The sequence below is a fragment of the Acrocarpospora pleiomorpha genome (genome assembly GCF_009687885.1).
Taxonomy (GTDB): Bacteria; Actinomycetota; Actinomycetes; order Streptosporangiales; family Streptosporangiaceae; genus Acrocarpospora; species Acrocarpospora pleiomorpha.
In genome coordinates this window covers 48,533-66,699 of the sequence record NZ_BLAF01000008.1, presented here as the reverse complement: position 1 = coordinate 66,699, position 18,167 = coordinate 48,533, and the positions used below count along the sequence as shown (strand labels likewise).

Here is an 18,167-nt window from a genome sequence, read left to right as displayed (position 1 = left end):
GGCCACTGGAGAGGCCGCCCGCTCATGGGGCCGGGCTAGCGAACCTGGACGAAGACCGGGTTGGAGTAGAACCACAGGTCCTCCCACGGGCTCTCCAGGCCGTCGGCGAGGGGCTCGGCCTCGTCGGTGCTGGTGCCGCGGACCCGGGCGTAGAGGTCGGTCTCGACGTTCCGCAGGGTGTGGCGGATGACGTAGTCCTGGCCGGACTTGCGCCAGTCGCGAGGGCCGAAGCGGGCCTCGACCTTGGTGGTGGGGTTGGTGTCGGAGTCGAGGTTGGCGTTGGGACCGGTGATCTGGCCGACGATCAGGTCGACGCGGCGGACCTGGGGCCGGTCGCCGTTGCCGTTCTTGCCCTGCAGGGGGCGGAACCTGATCTCGATGTCGACGTCGGAGCGGTTGCGGCGGCTGACGGTGAGGGTCTCGCCCATCTCGGCGTCCCGGCCCTGGCCGCTGGCGGTGAGGTCGAGGCTGGTGATCAGGTCGCCGGTGGTGACCCAGATCCGGCCGTTGCGCAGGCCGTCCATGATGTCGCCGTAGTCCTGCCTGGCCAGCACGTAGGTCTTGCTGTACTCGCCCGGCCAGAAGTCGGAGCCGCCGCGGGTCCAGTGCACGTGCGAGTCGGAGGTCGCGGTGATCCACCAGCGCCGGCCCTCACCGAGCAGCGAGTCCCACAGGCCGCCCACGCGAGCGGTCATCTGGTCGTAGCCGCCGTAGGTGGGGTGGTTGCCGTACCCGCCGCGGGCGCCTCCGTTGAGCGGGCCCGCCTGGTGGCCGGGAGCGCCCTCGAAGCCGACGTAGATCTCCGGTGCGAGGTTGTTGCCGTTGCGGAACTCCCGGGGCGTGTCCTGCCCGTAGACGCCCAGGCCGGTCGCGGACCGCGCGGCGTGGTGGGCGATCACCAGCGGCTTGTGCCCCATGCCCTTGGCGGCGGTCAGGAACTCGATCATCTTGGCCTCGGTGTTGCGGCCCGGATCGGCGGGGAACGGGTCGTTCTTGGCGAAGCGGCTCTCCAGCTCGAACAGCTGCTGCGCCTCACCGCTGTGGTGCGGGATCATCAGCGTGTGGTGGTCCAGCGCCGGGGCGTCGAACTCCATCCCCCAGAACTGCAGGACCTCGGGCACCAGGATGCGGGAGCGCAGCAGGTCGGGGTAGGCCTGCTCCAGGTTCACCTTCGAGTGCGTGGGCCCGCCGTGGTCGGTGCACATCGCCCAGGTGAGGCCGAAGTGCTTGGCCATGATCGCGTTGGTGACGATGGGGTAGACGGCGTCGGCGCCCTTGCTGAACCTCGGCGGGTTGACAGAGGTGTCGAAGTCGCCGCTGTACTCGGAGTGGACGTGGTGGTCGCCGGCGCGCCACACCCGGTTGCGGGAGTCACCACGCTTGCCGTCGTTGTCGTCGTGGTCGTGCGCCAGCGCCGGGCCGGTGGCGACCAGGGGGCTCGCGGCGACCAAGGTCGCTCCGACGCCCGCGTACCTGACCAGCTGGCGCCGCGAGATGGCCGAGCCCTCGGATCCTTCGGTGTTCTTGTCTTTCATGGTGACGCCTTTCGCGTACGTGCCATGGGGGGTGCCAAGCGGCGAGTCTCGAAGGGCGCGCTGAACGCAGCATGAACAAAGATGGCGACGGCCGAGAACCGGGACATAACTTCTACTTCTGGTAGAAACTGCGCGTGATCGCAGGTCATGGCCCCAGCTGACCGAGGGGGCGCGGCTCGCGTACGATCTGGCATCGACGACGGATGGAAGGGGTGCGCGGTGCTGGCCTTGCTGATCGCCGCCGGCGTCTGCCTGCTCCCCGTCCTGCTCGCACCCGTGCTGGCCAGAGCGGGGTGGACTCGCCAGCACCCTCGGGCCGCGCTCGCCCTGTGGCAGGCCGCCGGCCTGGCGAGCGGGCTCGGCGCCGTAGGGGCGGGGCTGGCGGTGGCGGCCGCACCGCTGGCCGCCGTCTTCCCGCACGACGTGCACGCCCTGGGCCAGCAGATCCTCGCCGGTCGAGGGCTCGCCGGCCTGGGCCCCGCGCATGTCGCGGCGCTGCTGTGTTCGGTGGGCCTGGTCTGCTGGGTCCTGGCGAACACGGTCGGCACGCTCCTGAGAACCGCTGCCGAGCAGCGCCGCCAGCGGCTGCTCGTGGATCTGGTCGCCGACCATTCGATCGAGCATGACGCGTACGTGCTGCCGAGCGGGGAGCCCGTCGCCTACTGCGTCCCGGGCGCGGAGCCGCGGATCGTGCTCAGCCGGGGGACCTTGGACGTGTTGGACCACGGCCAGCTTCAGGCGGTGCTGGCGCACGAGCGCGCCCACCTGCGCGGGCGGCACGACCTGCTCCTGCTCCCGTTCATCGCGCTGGCCCACGCCTTCCCCTGGCTGCCCGCGGCCAGGCACGCCCGGGACGCCGTCCCCGTGCTGCTGGAACTGCTCGCGGACGACCAGGCGAGACGCGCGCACGGCAGCCTCGAGCTGGCCCAGGCCATCGTCCACATGAGCGCCCGCCGCGAATCGCCGGGGACGATGGCGCTGGCGGGCCCCGCGGCGGCCGAGCGAGTCGAACGTCTGCTCAACGGCACCCGCTCAAGGTCACGCTGGGTGTCCCCGGCCGCGTACCTGGTCGGATGCCTGCTGCTCAGCGGGCCGATCGCGATCCTGGTCGCCCCCGTGCTGTGCGGAATCCCCTAGTGGCTACCGCGTCAAGGCCTGATCTTGGCGCGGCGGCTGTGCTGGTACTGGGCGTAGCGGTTCCGGGCACGGGCGCGGAGGACCTTGGAGCCCGCGCGGGCTCGGTCGGTCCCGTCCATCAGGAGAAGGGCAAGGCGCCGGAGCAGGACGGGCAGACGCCTGCGTAGCTCGCCGAGGAGGGTCAGGGCGCCCTCCTGGCCCCGGGCGAGCAGGGCGCGGCCCTGGTCGGTGGCCTCGTCGCGGCGGCGGAGCATCTCCTGCTTGTTCTCCTCGGCGAGCTGTTTGCCGAGCACGTCGGCTCCCGCGGTGAGCAGGACGACCACCATCAGGGCGACGCGGGTGCCGAGTTCGTCGACGCGGCCGTCCAGCGCGTACCTGCGCTGTTCCCGCCACCAGCCGACCCAGGCGGGGCCGCCCTTGCCGAGGGAGGTGAGCCCCTCCACCCGGAGCCTGCGGCGGTGGCGGCGGACGCTGGCGGGGTCGAGGGTGGTCTGGACGGCGACGGCGACGCCGCGGTTCCACTCGCGGGCGGCGATCTCGCCGGTGCGTTCGCGCATCTGATCGAGGACGTCGCGGGCCTGGGCCAGGATGATGGGCACCTCGGTCAGCACGCGGGTGATCTCCCGGCAGCCGTCGAAGCCGCCGGAGTGGCACGCGCGGTGCTCGCAGCGGTGCCGGGCGGCGTGCGCGAGCGCGCCGGAGGAGACCGCCTCGGCGAGCACCAGGTGGCCGGTGGACTCGCCCGCGGCGAGTTCGGTCAGCCCGGCGGCGTCCACGGCGAAGCCGCGATATCGGGGGCGGTGCCCGGCGATATAGGTGGCGGCGAGGCCGGTCAGGACGAGCGGGGGCGTGGTGTCCAGGAGCGCGCGGTCCAGGGTCTCGTCGGCGAGGTCCAGGTCGAGCCAGTTGGTGAGCAGGACGTCGCCGCCGTTCAGCCACCAGCGTTCGGTGTCGGCGGGATGCGCGGTCATGTGGGTGACCAGCGAGATCGGGGTCCGGTGCTCGCGGCCCTCGAAGACGATCGGTCCCGGCACCCGGTCGGGCGTGACGGCCGGAGTGCCGCCCGCCAGCCAGGCTGCGACCTCGCGGCCGGACCAGCGGGCGTCCGGGTCGACGGTGAGCAGGCCCGCGAGCAGGTGCTGCCAGCGGCCCAGGCCGGTGTCGCCGAGTTCGACGGCGGGGTCGCCCGGCTCGAACCGGGGCGGCCGCCCGGTCAGCAGCTCGTGCACGAGCACTCCCAGGGCCCACCAGGCGTCCCGCTCACCGGCGGCGCTCTCCGGGGGCGGGGGCTGCGACCAGCCGTACCGGTCGGGGCGGGGGATCAGGCCGAGGCGCAGGGTGAGCGGCTCCAGGCCGGTGACGATCAGGTCCTCGGCGCGGAAGTCGCCCAGCTCCTGGCCGGTGGCGGCCCGCCACTCCGCGACCAGGGCGGCGACGGCCGCGACGGCTTCCTTGGTCCGCTCCTCGTTCCACGGCTCGCCGGTGATCAGGCCGCGCAGCGAGTCGGTGCCCAGGTGGGTCTGGACCAGCCAGGGCAGGTCGCCGTCACCGGAACCCGCCCGCCCATACGCGACAAGACCGGCCACCGGCTGGCCCACCAGGCGGTCGAGCAGCCCTTCGTCCAGCCAGCGCCCCGGCTGGTAGACGCGCAGCGCGACAGGGTTGGGTTCGCCGTTTCTGGGCCGGGCGAGATAGAGGTCGCTCTCCTCGTCCTGAGCGAGAAGCGCCTCGATCGTGTACCGCCGTCGCAACGACATCGGCACCAGGGAGAACCGGATCACAGGCACTGATCCTTTCAATGGCCGGCATACCCGCCATGTTGATCTGACTACGAAGTGCTAACGGAGAAACGACTGAGGACGGGGAGCAGGTTCCTTGGCACTCCAGCGACGCTGCTAGCTTGAACGGCGTGGTGACGAGGGTGCTGCACGCGATCTGGGCGGAGGGCCGTCTGGCGTTGTGGGCCGAGGACAGCACGCTACCGCTGACCACCCACTCCCGCGCCGAGGTCCGCGACCACCCGTTCGCGCTGCCCGCGTCTGCCGTCCCCAAACTCGTGCCGCCCAAGGTCACGGGGTATAGGGGCACGAGTTACAAGGTCGCGGAGCCCGCGATTCCCGTGCGATCCGCCGTGTTGCTGCTGCCGAGTTCGGGGCGCGGCCCCGCGCCCTCGCCCGAGCTCGGGGTCGACGTCACCGTCCGGAATCCCCGGGTCGCGCGCTGGCGGGTGCCGATCCTGCCGTACGCCCCTGGCGAGTTCGACGCGATTCCTGGGCCTTCGGTGCGATATTTCGGGATTGTTGGGGATTTCGCGCGTGATCTCGTCCGGCGGGGGCGGATCCTGCCGTGGCTCACCGCCGACGAGGCGCGGTGGCGACCGGTGCTGACCGGAACGGATGCCGCGCGGTTCCGGGAGCTGGCGGTGGCGATGCCGCCGGTGTGCAGGGCCGTACAGGAGGAGGGGCGGTCCGGTGAGGTGTTGCTGGGGGCGCTGACGGAGCTGGTGGACGGGGTCGCGCGGCGGGCGTTTCCGGACAAGCTCATCGGCGCGTACCGGCCCGGGCGCAAGAGCGCGCTGGCGGATCGCTGGCTGCTCGCGCTGACCGACCCGGAGCCCCGGCTGGACGAGGTGGACGAGACCGAGGCGGCGGAGCTCAGAAGCGCGCTGGCGGCGTGGTTCCAGGCCGCGCGCGGTCTCGGCGGCCCGGTCCGGGTGGACTTCCGACTGGTCGAGCCGGGCGCGGACGGCCAGTGGCGGGTGGAGTTCGGACTGCGGTCGGCCGAGGACGCGGACGTGCGGATCGCGGCGGAGGACGTGTGGGCGGGCGCCGCGTTCACCGCGACACCGGAGCCGCGCAAGACGCTGACCGGCGGGCTGCACCGGGCGATCAGGCTCTACCCCGACCTCGACCGGGCGCTGCGCGTCCCCCACCCGGCGCGGCTGAGCATGGACACCCGGGGCGCGTTCGCGTTCCTCCGCCACGCCGCGCCGCTGCTGGAAGCCGCGGGATACGGCGTGCGGCTGCCCTCCTGGGCGGGCAGGACCCGCCTGGGCCTGAAGATGACCACCCGATCCCGGCCGGGACCGCCCAACCTGGGGCTCCGCGAAGTCGTCGATTTCCGGATGGACCTGGCCGTGGGCGACCAGGTGATCGACGAGGCGGAGCTGGCCGAGCTGGCCCGGCTCAAGGTGCCGCTGGTCCGCGTCCGCGGCGAATGGGTGGAGCTGGACGACCGCCAGCTGAAGGCGGCCCTGCGCGCGGTCGAGGAGCGGCGCGTCACCGAGCTGACCGTGGGCGACGTGATCAGGGAGGTGGTGCTCGGCGGCGCGGACGAGCTGCCGCTGGTCGAGGTGGACGCCGACGGCCTGCTCGGCGACCTGCTCTCCGGCGAGACCGAACGCCGCCTGCGCCCCGTGCCCACCCCCGCGACCCTGGACGGCGCGCTGCGGCCCTACCAGGAGCGCGGCCTGGCCTGGCTGGGCTTCCTGTCGGGGCTCGGCCTGGGCGGCATCCTCGCCGACGACATGGGCCTGGGCAAGACGATCACCACGCTCGCGCTGCTGCTGGCCGAACGCGCGGACACCACGGCAGCGCCGACCCTGCTGGTCTGCCCGATGTCGCTCATCAACAACTGGCAGAAGGAGGCCGCCAGGTTCGCGCCCAGCCTGCGCCTCTACATCCACCACGGCGGCGCCCGCCGCCGCGACGAGGAACTCGCCGCCACGATCGCGGCCGCCGACCTGGTGATCACCACGTACGGCACCGCGCTCCGCGACCTGCCCGCGCTGGCCCGGCAGGGCTGGGAGCGGGTGGTCTGCGACGAGGCCCAGGCGATCAAGAACAGCGCGGCCCGGCAGGCCCAGGCCGTGCGCCAGATCCGGGCCAGGACCAAGCTCGCGCTCACCGGCACGCCGGTCGAGAACCACCTGGCCGAGCTCTGGTCGATCATGGAGTTCTGCAATCCCGGCCTGCTCGGCCCCGCCCGGGCGTTCCGGACCCGCTACCAGGAGCCGATCGAGCTCCGCCGGGACGAGAACGCGATGCGGGCGCTGCGCCGGGCGACCGGGCCTTTCGTGCTGCGCCGCCTCAAGACCGACAAGACGATCATCTCCGACCTGCCGGACAAGCAGGAGATGAAGGTCTGGTGCACGCTCACCCCCGAGCAGGCCCGGCTCTACCAGGCGGTGGTGGCCGACATGATGGGCCGGATCGAGAGCAGCGACGGCATCGAGCGGCGCGGCAACGTGCTGGCCACGATGACCCGGCTCAAGCAGGTCTGCAACCATCCGGCGCACCTGCTGAAGGACGGCTCCCGGCTGGACGGGCGCTCCGGCAAGCTGGCCCGGCTGGAGGAGCTGGCCGAGGAGATCATCGAAGAGGGCGACAAGGCGCTGGTGTTCACCCAGTACGCGGAGTTCGGCACCCTGCTCCAGCCGTACTTGGAGGCCCGGCTGGACCGGCCGGTGCTCTGGCTGCACGGCGGGCTGAGCAAACGCCGCCGGGACGAGCTGGTGGAGCGGTTCCAGGGCGACGACGAGCCGATGATCTTCCTGCTGTCGCTGAAGGCGGCCGGGGTCGGGCTGAACCTGACCGCCGCCAACCACGTCATCCATGTCGACCGCTGGTGGAACCCGGCGGTCGAGAACCAGGCCACCGACCGCGCGTTCCGGATCGGGCAGACCAGGAACGTGCAGGTCAGGAAGTTCATCTGTGTGGGCACGCTGGAGGAGCGGGTGGACGAGATGATCGAACGCAAGCTGGCCCTGGCCGACAGCGTGGTCGGCGGGGGCGAGGACTGGCTGGCCGACCTGTCCGCCGACCAGCTGCGCGAGCTGTTCCGGCTCAGCCCGGAGGCGGTGCGCTGATGGATCCCCTGGACGTCGAGGACGTGCCGTTCGCGGAGCGGCTGGACGACTTCTACGGGCCCTCGGTCTCGCTGGCCCGGCTGAAGGAGCACCCGAGCGTGGCCACCCCCGCGGACCTGCTGCTGCGCGCGCTGGAGCCGCCGCCGATCAAGATCAGGCACATCCCGCTGCTGGACCTGCTCCGCCCGGCCTACCGGAGGCTGCCGTCAGGTGTCGACGAAATCCTGGGCGACCATGACCCGGACGCCGTTCGGGATGGTGGTGAGGGTCAGGGGGGTGCGTAGCCGTACCTCGCCGTCGATGTCGGCGGCCATCGGCGGGTCGGTCTCGATCAGCATCTCCCGGCCGATCACGAAGGGGCCCCCGGCCAGGCTGCGCCACTTGCCGGTGGTGGCCCGGTTCATGGTCTCCACCAGCAGCCGTAACCGTTTGCCGGAACCCAGCTGGTAGGCGACCAGACGCCGGTTGTCGATGCTGATGTCCCTGGCGATCTGCCAGCCGCCGTGGAACCGGCCGTTGGCGATGTTGAGCTGGTGGGTGAGCAGCTCGTGCCGGACGCCGTCCACGGTGATGAACGCGCGGAACGGGTGGTGGCCCGGCAGGATGGTCAGCGCGGTGAGCGGGTAGGCGGCCCGGCCGAGCGCCCGCTTCAGCCACGGTTTGACCGTGCCCGCCACCTCCACCGAGACGCCGAAGCTGGCCAGGTTGGCGAACGGGCGGTCGCCGCACAGGCCCAGGTCGATGTCGGCGACCTTGCCCTCGGTGAAGATCCGGACCGCGCCGGTGCGGGTCAGCGGCAGGCCGAGGCTGCGGGCGAAGTTGTTGGTGGTGCCCAGCGGGAGCACGCCCAGCGCCACGTCGCGGTGAGCCAGCTGCTTGACCGCGGCGCTCAGCGTGCCGTCGCCGCCGCCCACGATGAGCAGGTCGGGGCCGAGCGCGAGTGCCTCGTCCAGGGTGGCCCGGAGCCGCTTCGGCTCCTCCACCGGGAAGACCCCGAGCGGGGCGAACCCGGCGGCCCGGATCAGGCGCAGCACCTCGTCGTAGTGCCTGCGCCCGCGCCGGGACTTGGTGTTGACCACAACGGCGGCCCTCCGGTGTTCCCGGACGGCCGCCGTATGGTCTGCCTTGCTCCGCATGATCACATGCTAACGGTTTACTTCTTCGCCGCCGTCACCTGAAGGATGACTCCGAGGTTGAGCGGGAGCGGGCTGATCAGCTTGATCTGCACGCCCTGCTGCTTGCCCTCGTCGCCGGGGTTGCCGGTGCCGAGGGTGAAGCCGAGGAAGTCCTCGCCGTAGAGCCCGGTGGCCGGTGAGCCGTCCGGGTTGACGACGCGGACGCTGTACTGCTGGTCGTCCTTGGAGGGCACGACCGCCGAGGCGTCGCGGTTACGGGCGAACAGGCCCTGGGCGCCGCGGTCCTCGATGCCCGGGTACCAGGTCTTGGCGTCGGTGAACGCCTTGACCGGGTTCTGCGCCGGGAACGAGGTGCAGTACTCGCTGAACGGCTCGCCCGCGGCCTCCAGGCACTCCTTGAACGGGTAGGTCTTGTTGAAGCCGAAGGCCGCGTTGGAGGCCTGCGGGCGCATCGGGATGTTCTTCAGGACGCTGGGGTCCTTCGTGGCCGCGACACCGGACCGGCGCAGCGGGTCGAAGTGCGAGTCCACCAGCAGCATCTCGCCCTTCGAGCCGAGCGACGGCAGCGACAGCAGGTTGGCCGCCACGCTGTTGGCGGCGAAGGACGCGTCCCGCAGCCAGACCAGCAGGCCTGGCGCGTTGTACTTGACCTTCTCCACCTTCCAGACGTTGTTCCGCTGGTAGGTGGTGTCGTAGGTGTACGCCAGGCCCTGGTCGAACCCGTCGTAGTTCCGCCACTCGGCCAGATAGAACAGCTCCGTGATGACGGTGCCGGAGTGCCGCGTCCAGCCGGCGCCCCGGGTGTCGGTGAAGGTGGTGACGGCGGGGGTCCAGCCGTTGGCGCCGCCCTCGACGTCGTCGCTCCAGACGGTGGTCCCGCCGTTGGTGAGCGAGAAGTCGTCGGCGAACCAGCCGCGCTCCACGAACGCCTCGTCCGTCGCGTACCGCAGCCGGACCTGGACGGTCTGGCCCGCGAACGGGGCGAGGTCGATGTAGTCGTGCCGCCAGCCCTCGGTGTGGTCGGTCAGGCCGTACTTCTTGCCGCCGAAGTCCTGCATGCGGTTGTTGGGGTCGGCGTAGCCGTCGTCGGTGGAGACGAGCGCGCCGCCCTCGGTGAAGATCTTCTGCTCGGTCCAGGTGGCGCCGCCGTCGGTGGAGACCTCGACGAAGCCGAAGTCCCAGTCCGCCTCGATGACGTAGTCGTTCCACATCCAGAACTTCACATCGGAGCCGGCCGGCACGTCGACCGTGCGGGTGAGCCGCACGTCGGCCCAGTTCTGGTCGTTGCCGGTCCACCAGGCGTTGGCGCCGCTGTGCGGGGTCGTCATGGTGACCGACTTGTTCGGCAGGTTGACGCGGACGCCGTCCTCGGTCAGCTTGGGCGTGCGCGAGGCCTGGCCGACGGTGACGAGCTTGGTGCCGTCACCGGGGTTGAGGGCCTTCGGGTTCACCCAGCCGAGCACCCACTTGTCCCAGGCGCCCATGTGGGCGGGCATCGACTGGAAGATCGGCCCGGAGTGCGAGCCGGTCGACATGAGGTCCCAGAACTCGACGCTGGAGTCGCCCCCGCCGGTGGAGTCGTACAGGTCGGGCAGGCCCAGGTCGTGGCCGTACTCGTGGGCGAAGACGCCGACGCCGGAGTCCTCGGGCTGCACGATGTAGTTGGAGATGCGCTTGCCGGTGCCGGGGATGGTGTAGCCGCCGGGGATGGTGGCGGAGTGCGCCCAGATGGCGTAAGTGTTCTCCGCGCCGCCGCCGCCGGACTTGTCCTCACCGGCGTGCACCAGCACCAGGTGGTCGATGACGCCGTCCGGCTCCAGGAGGTTGCCGTCGCCGTCGGCGTCGCTGACGTCCTCGACGTCGTAGTCGGCCCACGGGAAGTTCGGCTGCTGGGCGGCCAGCACGTTGACCGCGTCGATGCCGAGCTGCGCCGGTCCTGCGGGGTTGTCGGGGTGGCCGTTCATGTTCTGCGGGGCGTTGTTGCCGGCCGGGTTGCACTCGGCGGCGCCGTACCAGCCCTCGGAGTGGGGGACCTTCAGCCAGCCCACGGCCGCGCCGGTGACGGTGTAGGCGCCCTTGGACATCTCCTCGTACATCTTCTTCATGGTGAAGCCGGAGATGTCGATGCCGCTCTTGCCGTCGCGGGGGTCCTTCAGGTCCGGACGGACCCGGGTGGTGATCCCCTTGTCGGTGTAGAGCATCTTGTTGAAGTGGTCGGTGCTGAAGTCCGATACCCACATCGAGTTGTTGTCCTTGCCGGGACCGGGGAGGGTCGCCGGGTTCGGGATCTTGTTGTGCAGCGGGCCGTTGACCTTGGTTCCGGCCGGCTCCACCACGCAGGTGTTCGGGGTCGCCGTGGACTCCTGGCGGCTGAAGCCGGAGAAGTCGTCGTTGGCGTTCTCGTTGAACTCGACCAGCAGCGTCAGCAGCTTCGCGGTCTGCTTGGTGCCGGCCTTCTTGAAGATGAACTCGAACGGGTTCTTGCCGGTCCTGACGGCGCGCCGCTCGTTCTCGGCGAGCCTGCGGGCCGCGACGGGGTTGCCGCCCGCGTACTTGCGGTCGATGGTGTGCGCGGTGGTTTCCTGCGCGGACCGGCCGGCCCGGCTCTGGGAGCCGGTGGTGATGCGCTCCTCGTCCCGGGAGGAGACGTCTCCCTGGACCGTCGGGGGCGCGTAGTTGATGTAGTAGTCGCTGGCTGACGGGATGTAGTTGGCCACCGTGGTGTCGGCCGCCGCGATGGTGACCGTGGCCCCGGGAATGGCCACGAGTCCCGCTGCCGCGAGGCCGAGGGCGGGCACGATGGCGGCCAGACGCCGGACCCGTCCTGAGGATGTTCTGCCTGACAAGGTATGTCCCTCCCTGCCCGGGGTTACCGGGCGACATCCGAGACGCGCTAGGGATGTCGCGCGCCCACGCGACGCGAGCCGGACGAGGCCTGCCTGCGCCGCATTACGACGCATGTGACAGAAGGCCACACACGCCGCATGCCGGACGTTAGATGAACGAGTAATGCATTGGTAAAGTCAACTGGTGATGTTGCGAAACCGTAATCGATCTGTATTTGTCACACGGGGAGTCAGAACAAGATCAACACGGTAATGGCGGTTCCGGCCAGGGCGAGGCCGTAGCAGGTCAGCGCGATGAGGCGGTCCCAGCGGGCGATCCCGAGCAGTTCCTCGGCGGTGAATCTGATCCGGTGCGCCGCGTGGAAGAGCGCCAGCAGAACCAGCCCGACGAGCGCCAGCCGGACCAGCACATTTGACAGCAGCGCAGTCAGATCCGGCCTTGACAGGACCCCGAGCGGGACCAGCACGCCCAGGATCAGCACCAGCGCGGGCAGGGTCATCGCCGACACCACCCCGCCGCCCCCGAACAGCAGCCACAGGTACGGCTCCGCCCGCCGCCGCAGCGGGCTCACGACAGCACCCACAGGATGAGCGCGGAGACCACCAGCCAGGCCGAGAAGTTCCCGCCCGAGATCATGAAGTCGGGCACCCGCCACCCGTCCAGCCGGATCACGGTGGCCTTCGGCGCGAGGTTGAGGAAGGTGACCGCGTGGAAGGCGGTGGCGGCGAACGCGAGCACGTTCACCGCGACCACCCAGGGGGCGCCCGCCCAGGCCCAGAACGCCGGCAGCGCGCCGGTCATGGCCGCGTCCAGGAGCAGGATCAGGTAGACGATCGACCAGGCCACGAAGACGCTGGTCAGCTCGCGCAGCACGAACACCAGGTAGGCGCGGCGGCGCAGAAACCAGAGCCGGTCGCGCGGCGGCGAGTAGCTCACGACCGCCTCCTGGTGAACGGCAGCACGCTGCGCATCGCGGCGGTCAGCTTGTAGCGCTGGATGGCCTCGGCCGGGTCCACGTGCTTCGGGCAGGCGGAGGTGCACTCGCCGACGAACGTGCACCCCCACACGCCCTCCTCGGCGGAGAGCACGTCGAAACGGTCCCCCATGTCCCGCGAGTCCAGGTTGTAGCGCTGCGCCAGCGCGATCGCGGCGGGCCCGAGGAAGTCCGGGTCGAGCACGTAGACCGGGCAGGCGGAGTAGCAGAGCATGCAGTTGATGCACATCGAATACTGCTTGTACGCCTCCAACTGCTCCGGCGTCTGCGCGAACTCCGTCTCCGGCTCCTCCCCCTCCCGGACCAGCCACGGGCTGACCTTCGACAGGTTGGCCAGGAACGGGTCGATGTCCACCACCAGGTCCCTGATCACCGGGAACCCGCGCAGCGGCTCCACCGTCACCGGCCCGGAGTAGTCGGTCAGGAACGTGCCGCAGGTCAGCTTGGGCTCCCCGTTGACGTTCATGCCGCAGGACCCGCAGATCCCCATCCGGCACGACCAGCGGAACGACAGCGTGCCGTCGACCGTGTCCTTGATATGGGTGAGGGCGTCCAGGATCGCCCAGTCCTCCCGGTCCGGCACCTCGTAGTCCTGGAACACCGGCGCGTCGTCCACGCCCGGCCGGTAGCGGTTCACTCTCAGGATCATCGTCCGTAGACCCTCTCGCCCGGGGGCCAGCGTGTGATCGTGACGGGCAGCAGGCTGAGCCTCGGCGTCCCGTCGGGGCCGCGATGGGCCAGGGTGTGCGCGAGGAAGGCCGCGTCGTCGCGGGCCGGGAAGTCGGTGCGCTGGTGCGCGCCGCGCGACTCCTCGCGGTTGAGGGCGGAGGCCACGATGGTCTCGGCCACGTCCAGCATGGAGCCGAGTTCGAGCCCGGCCAGCAGCTCGGTGTTGAAGGCGGCGCTGCGATCCTCCAGCCGCGCCACGGCGGCGCGTTCCCGCAGGTCGGCGAGGGTTCCGGCGGCCTTCTCCAGGGAGTCGCGGTCGCGGTAGATGCCGGCCGACTCCTCCAGCGTGCGCCGCATCAGGGCGCGCACCTCGGAGATCCGCTCCCGGCCGCCGTCCCGCCCGTCCCGCTCCCGTTCCAGCCGCCGCCGCTCGTCCGCGCCCTGCGCCCGGACGGCCTGCTGGTCCGGCGCTGCGGCCTGTACGGCGTACCGCGCCGCCGCCGCCCCGGCCCGCGCCCCGAACACCAGGCACTCGGGCAGCGAGTTGGACCCCAGCCGGTTGGCGCCGTTGATGCTCACGCACGCGGTCTCCCCCGCCGCGTACAGGCCCCGCACCGGCGTCTCCCCGGCCACGCCGGTGTGCACGCCGCCCATCATGTAGTGCACCACCGGCCGCACCGGGATCAGATCGGTGACCGGGTCGAGCTTCTCGTAGCTCAGGCACAGCTCCCGGACGAACGGGATCCGCGCGTTGATCTTGGCTTCGCCGAGATGGCGCAGGTCGAGGTAGGTGACCTGCCCGTACGGGGTCTCCACGGTTCGCCCGCGCCGCATCTCGTGCACGAACGCCTGGGACAGCCGGTCCCGCGGGCCGAGCTCCATGCTGCGCAGCTTCGGCGTGTCGGTGGGCACGCCGAGGTCGTAGTCCTGCAGGTAGCGGTAGCCGTCCTTGTTGATCAGCCAGCCGCCTTCGGCCCGGGCCGCCTCGGTGATGAGGATGCCGGTGAACGGCAGCCCGGTGGGGTGGTACTGGATGAACTCCATGTCCTTGAGCGGGGCTCCGGCCCGGTAGGCCAGGGCCATGCCGTCGCCGGTCTTGATGGCGGCGTTGGTGGTGAAGGGGAAGACCTGGCCGCAGCCGCCGGTGGCCAGGATGACGGCGCGGGCGGCGATGGTGTCGATCCGGCCGGTTCTGATGTCGATCGCGGTGACGCCGTGCACGCGCTCGCCGTCGGTGACCAGGCGGGTGGCGTACCACTCGTCGAACCGTTTGATCTCGGTGTGCTTGAGGCTGGTCTGGAAGAGGGTGTGCAGCAGATGGAAGCCGGTCTTGTCGGCGGCGTACCAGGTGCGCAGCTGCTTCATCCCGCCGAACGGGCGGACCGCGACCCGGCCGTCCGGTTCCCTGCTCCACGGGCAGCCCCAGTGTTCGAGCCGGATCAGCTCGCGCGGGGCCTCCCGGACGAACGCCTCGACGGCGTCCTGGTCGCAGAGCCAGTCGCCGCCGGAGATGGTGTCGTAGGCGTGCTCGTCGAGGCTGTCGGCCAGGCCGATCACGGCGGCGGCGCCGCCTTCGGCGCTCACGGTGTGGCTGCGCATCGGGTAGACCTTGGACAGGATGGCCACCGTGGCGCCCGGCTCGGTCTCGGCGACCGCGATGGCCGCGCGCAGACCGGCGCCGCCGCCGCCCACGATAAGAACGTCGACCTCCTCGGCCGCCTCAGCAGCCATGATCCGGGCCGAACTCGTCGCTCACCCTGCGGCCGTCGTGACGGGTGGCGTGCACGTGGATGCTGCCGTCGTGGTACTCGTGGCGCATCCTGCGGCAGCCGCAGTCGAAGTAGTCGTCCCGGATCAGGAGCCCGTCGCCGTCCTCTTCGACGAAGTGCTCACCACCACCCTTCCGTCCGCAGGGCGCGAGTAAGTCATGGAAAGTCGTGCGAGTTCCGGTCATCTTCGCCCTCCTTCCGAGATCAAGGGTGCTTTCCACACAAGCACCGCTATGGCCCTTCGGAAAGGCCAGAACATCCTTTCGGGGTGTTCACACTCACTCCGAATCCGGCCATAGGGTCGAAACCGTGAAAGACCTCATCGCCGCTCTTCCGGAAGGCCGCGTCGTCACCGATCCGGACGTGATCGACTCCTACGCCCGCGACCGCACGTTCCTCGGCCCTGGACAGGCCGCAGGAGCGGTGCTCGCCCGCTCCCGCGACGAGGTCGCGACCACGCTGAAGTGGGCGACCGCGAACCGGGTGCCGGTGGTGCCACGCGGCGCCGGGACCGGCCTCGCGGGCGCGGCCACCGCCGTCGAGGGCTGCCTGATCCTGTCCCTGCACCGGATGACCGCCATCACCGAGCTCTCCCCGGCCGACGAGATCGCGGTCGCCCAGCCCGGAGTGATCACCGCCGACCTGGACCGCGCCGCCCGCGCCCACGGCCTGATGTACGCCCCTGACCCCTCCTCCTATGAAATTTCCACCATCGGCGGCAACCTGGCCACCAACGCGGGCGGCCTGCGCTGCGTGAAATACGGCGTCACCCGCGACTCCACCCTCGGCCTGGAGGTCGTGCTGGCCGACGGGCGCGTCCTGAACACCGGCCGCCGCACCATGAAGGGCGTCACCGGCTACGACCTCACCGGCCTGTTCGTCGGCTCCGAGGGCACCCTGGGCGTGATCACCGAGGCCACCCTGCGGCTGCGCCGCGCGCCCGCCGAGCCGCCCGCCACGATCGCGGCCGAGTTCACCTCGTTCCGGGACGCGGCCGCGGCGGTGGCGGCGATCATCGCGGCCGGGTGCCAGCCGTCCATGCTGGAGCTGCTCGACCGGGCCACCCTGAAGGCCATCGACGACTGGAAGCACATCGGCCTGGAGGCGGCCACCCAGGCGATGCTGATCGGCCAGTCCGACGCCGCCGACTCGGCCACGGCCATCGCCAGGATGGGCGAGCTCTGCGAGGAGAACGGCGCGACCTTCGCCGCCGTGTCGAGCACGCCCCAGGAGGCCGAGGAGCTGGTCGCGGTGCGGCGGCTGGCGTACGAGGCGAAGGAGCGGCTGGGCGCGTGCCTGGTGGAGGACGTGTGCGTGCCCCGGTCGGCGCTGCCGGAGATGATCTCGGAGGTGGAGGCCGCCGCGGCCCGGCACGACGTGCTGATCTGCACGGTGGCGCACGCCGGCGACGGCAACGTGCATCCGGTGTTCGTCTTCGACCGGGGGTTCACCGAGCCGCCGCCGCAGGTGTGGGCCGCGGCCGACGAGGTGTTCCGGGCCGCGCTGCGGCTGGGCGGGACGCTGACCGGGGAGCACGGGGTCGGCCTGCTGAAACGGCGCTGGCTGGCGCTGGAGGCCGGGCCGGTGGTGACGGACCTGCAGCGGGAGATCAAGGCCGTCTTCGACCCGTTGAACATCATGAACCCGGGCAAAGCCATCTGAGGTACCGTTCTGCCACACTAGTCACGAAATTTCGGGGGGTGTGGTGGAAGGCGATCCGAGTCGGCTGGGGCCGTTCGCGATCGTCAGGCGGCTGGGCGAGGGCGGGCAGGGGGTCGTCTTCCTCGGGGAGGGGCCGTCTGGCGAGCAGGTGGCGATCAAGCTGCTGCACACCCGGCTGACCGGCGACGCCGACGCCCGCTCGCGCTTCCTGCACGAGGTGGCGCTGGCCCAGCGGGTGGCCCGGTTCTGCACCGCGCCCGTCCTGTACGCCGACCTGGCCGGGAACCAGCCGTACATCGTGAGCGAGTTCGTGCCCGGCAAGTCCTTACGCGACCTGGTCGAGGAGGAGGGCCCGCGCCGGGGCGCGGCGCTGGATCGGCTGGCGATCAGCACGGCCACCGCGCTCGCCGCCATCCACCGGGCGGGGATCACGCACCGGGACTTCAAACCGGCCAACGTGCTGATGGGTCCCGAGGGTCCCGTCGTGATCGACTTCGGGGTGGCCAAGGCCCTGGACTCGCCGCAGACCACGGGGACCGGGACGACGATGGGGACGCCGTCGTATCTCGCGCCGGAGTTGATGAGCACCGGGGTGGCCACCGGCTCCTCGGACGTGTTCGCGTGGGCGGTGACGATCGTCTACGCGGCGACGGGCAAGCCCGCGTTCGGGGCCGATTCGATCCCGCAGGTGATGCACCGGATCCTGACGAGCCCGCCTGATCTGGGGGAGATGTCCGGGCCGCTGCGCGACCTGATGCGGATCTGCCTGGCCAAGGATCCGGCGACGCGGCCCACGGCCGAGGCGATCGTGGCGCACCTGACCGGCGGTCCCGCCATCGACCTTCGTACTAGAAGGGATATCAGCCCGCCCGAGGCCGGGAACCGCCGCAGGCCGCTGCTCTTGGCGGCGGCCGTCACCGCGGCGGCACTCGCCGTGACCGCCGCGGCGGTGCTCACGACGCTCCCTTCCGAACCCGCCGGACCGTCGCCGACCCCGGCCGCCGCGCTGCCCTCGGCCGCGCCGCCCTCACCGTCCCCCAGCCCTCGCCGCCCGTCCGCCACCCGGTCGGTACGGCAGCAGCAGCCCTCCCCCACGCGCAGCACGGTGGTCCCGGTGAAGCAAGCGCTCCCGGTGAAGTCACCCAGCCCGTCGCCCTCGCCCACTCCGTCCCCGAGCCCCTCGCCCACGGTGACGCCCACCGTGAAACCGCCGCCCACGCCGAATCCGCGGAACCCGCGCGGGCTCTGCGGCTGGGCCTTCACGATCGTCGACTCCCATGTCTGGAACGGCAAGGGAACCACGTACCTGCTGGTCAACGAAACGACCGGCCGCGCGTGCGTGGTCACCCTGTCGACCAACGTGATGCCCGGCAAGATCAAGATGGGGGTCTCGCTGCGGGTCCAGGGCGGCCAGAACGCGAGCGACTGGCGCAGGCACATCACGCACGCGGGCCCGATCAAGCTGCCCGCCGCGGGCAAATGCGTCATCTGGGGCGGCGGTTACGGCCAGGCCACCTGGAAGAGCGGCTGGTCGCACTGCGGCTACTGACG

At 71.1% G+C, this 18,167-nt stretch carries 14 protein-coding genes; 5 read left to right on the top strand and 9 right to left on the bottom strand.

Annotated features, from left to right (window positions below):
• Positions 1-35: 35 nt before the first annotated feature.
• Complete coding sequence (locus tag Aple_RS07510; RefSeq protein WP_155343758.1) at positions 36-1,535, bottom strand: CehA/McbA family metallohydrolase domain-containing protein; 1,500 nt, start codon at positions 1,533-1,535, stop codon at positions 36-38.
• Positions 1,536-1,754: 219 nt separating this feature from the next.
• Here Aple_RS07510 and Aple_RS07505 point away from each other — a divergent pair, with 219 nt between their 5' ends.
• Positions 1,755-2,672: a M56 family metallopeptidase gene (locus Aple_RS07505; RefSeq protein WP_170321330.1), complete on the top strand. Its 918-nt coding sequence runs from the start codon at positions 1,755-1,757 to the stop codon at positions 2,670-2,672.
• 11 nt (positions 2,673-2,683) lie between these two features.
• Here Aple_RS07505 and Aple_RS07500 read toward each other — a convergent pair whose 3' ends face one another.
• Positions 2,684-4,453 carry a protein kinase family protein gene (locus tag Aple_RS07500; RefSeq protein ID WP_155343756.1) on the bottom strand — a complete coding sequence of 590 codons (1,770 nt, stop codon included), beginning with the start codon at positions 4,451-4,453 and terminating at the stop codon, positions 2,684-2,686.
• A gap of 128 nt (positions 4,454-4,581) precedes the next feature.
• Here Aple_RS07500 and Aple_RS07495 point away from each other — a divergent pair, with 128 nt between their 5' ends.
• Both Aple_RS07495 and Aple_RS07490 read left to right on the top strand, forming a co-directional pair.
• Positions 4,582-7,539 (top strand): DEAD/DEAH box helicase, encoded by a 2,958-nt coding sequence (locus tag Aple_RS07495; RefSeq protein ID WP_155343755.1) that lies wholly within the window; start codon positions 4,582-4,584, stop codon positions 7,537-7,539.
• Positions 7,539-7,823 (top strand): hypothetical protein, encoded by a 285-nt coding sequence (locus Aple_RS07490; protein ID WP_155343754.1) that lies wholly within the window; start codon positions 7,539-7,541, stop codon positions 7,821-7,823. Before Aple_RS07495 ends, Aple_RS07490 begins: the two co-directional genes overlap by 1 nt.
• Here Aple_RS07490 and Aple_RS07485 read toward each other — a convergent pair.
• The 7 genes from Aple_RS07485 to Aple_RS07455 form a co-directional block, all read right to left on the bottom strand.
• On the bottom strand, positions 7,746-8,675 hold the full coding sequence (locus tag Aple_RS07485) for a diacylglycerol/lipid kinase family protein (protein ID WP_155343753.1): 930 nt from the start codon (positions 8,673-8,675) through the stop codon (positions 7,746-7,748). The genes Aple_RS07490 and Aple_RS07485 overlap by 78 nt on opposite strands.
• A 17-nt stretch (positions 8,676-8,692) precedes the next feature.
• Complete coding sequence (locus Aple_RS07480) at positions 8,693-11,521, bottom strand: immune inhibitor A domain-containing protein (RefSeq protein ID WP_246264226.1); 2,829 nt, start codon at positions 11,519-11,521, stop codon at positions 8,693-8,695.
• 230 nt (positions 11,522-11,751) lie between these two features.
• Entirely contained in the window at positions 11,752-12,093 is a 342-nt protein-coding gene (frdD, locus tag Aple_RS07475; protein ID WP_218038172.1) for a fumarate reductase subunit FrdD, read from the bottom strand.
• On the bottom strand, positions 12,090-12,458 hold the full coding sequence (locus Aple_RS07470; RefSeq protein ID WP_155343750.1) for a succinate dehydrogenase/fumarate reductase transmembrane subunit: 369 nt from the start codon (positions 12,456-12,458) through the stop codon (positions 12,090-12,092). The genes frdD and Aple_RS07470 overlap by 4 nt, the downstream gene beginning before the upstream one ends.
• A complete protein-coding gene (gene sdhB / locus Aple_RS07465; RefSeq protein ID WP_155343749.1) occupies positions 12,455-13,165 on the bottom strand; it encodes a succinate dehydrogenase iron-sulfur subunit in 711 nt (236 codons plus the stop codon). Before sdhB ends, Aple_RS07470 begins: the two co-directional genes overlap by 4 nt.
• Complete coding sequence (gene frdA, locus Aple_RS07460; protein WP_155343748.1) at positions 13,162-14,916, bottom strand: fumarate reductase (quinol) flavoprotein subunit; 1,755 nt, start codon at positions 14,914-14,916, stop codon at positions 13,162-13,164. Before frdA ends, sdhB begins: the two co-directional genes overlap by 4 nt.
• Positions 14,906-15,139 (bottom strand): hypothetical protein, encoded by a 234-nt coding sequence (locus Aple_RS07455; RefSeq protein ID WP_155343747.1) that lies wholly within the window; start codon positions 15,137-15,139, stop codon positions 14,906-14,908. The genes frdA and Aple_RS07455 overlap by 11 nt, the downstream gene beginning before the upstream one ends.
• A 124-nt stretch (positions 15,140-15,263) precedes the next feature.
• Between Aple_RS07455 and Aple_RS07450 the strand changes: the two genes are divergently transcribed.
• On the top strand, positions 15,264-16,616 hold the full coding sequence (locus Aple_RS07450) for an FAD-binding oxidoreductase (RefSeq protein WP_246264224.1): 1,353 nt from the start codon (positions 15,264-15,266) through the stop codon (positions 16,614-16,616).
• A gap of 43 nt (positions 16,617-16,659) precedes the next feature.
• On the top strand, positions 16,660-18,165 hold the full coding sequence (locus tag Aple_RS07445; RefSeq protein ID WP_246264222.1) for a serine/threonine-protein kinase: 1,506 nt from the start codon (positions 16,660-16,662) through the stop codon (positions 18,163-18,165).
• The last annotated feature ends 2 nt before the right edge of the window (positions 18,166-18,167 follow it).

Coding starts and splice junctions, on each gene's coding strand:
- Aple_RS07510 (WP_155343758.1), bottom strand. CDS start 1,535: ATGAAAGACAAGAACACCGAAGGATCCGAGGGCTCGGCCATCTCGCGG.
- Aple_RS07490 (WP_155343754.1), top strand. CDS start 7,539: ATGGATCCCCTGGACGTCGAGGACGTGCCGTTCGCGGAGCGGCTGGAC.
- sdhB (WP_155343749.1), bottom strand. CDS start 13,165: ATGATCCTGAGAGTGAACCGCTACCGGCCGGGCGTGGACGACGCGCCG.
- Aple_RS07455 (WP_155343747.1), bottom strand. CDS start 15,139: ATGACCGGAACTCGCACGACTTTCCATGACTTACTCGCGCCCTGCGGA.
- Aple_RS07485 (WP_155343753.1), bottom strand. CDS start 8,675: ATGCGGAGCAAGGCAGACCATACGGCGGCCGTCCGGGAACACCGGAGG.
- frdA (WP_155343748.1), bottom strand. CDS start 14,916: ATGGCTGCTGAGGCGGCCGAGGAGGTCGACGTTCTTATCGTGGGCGGC.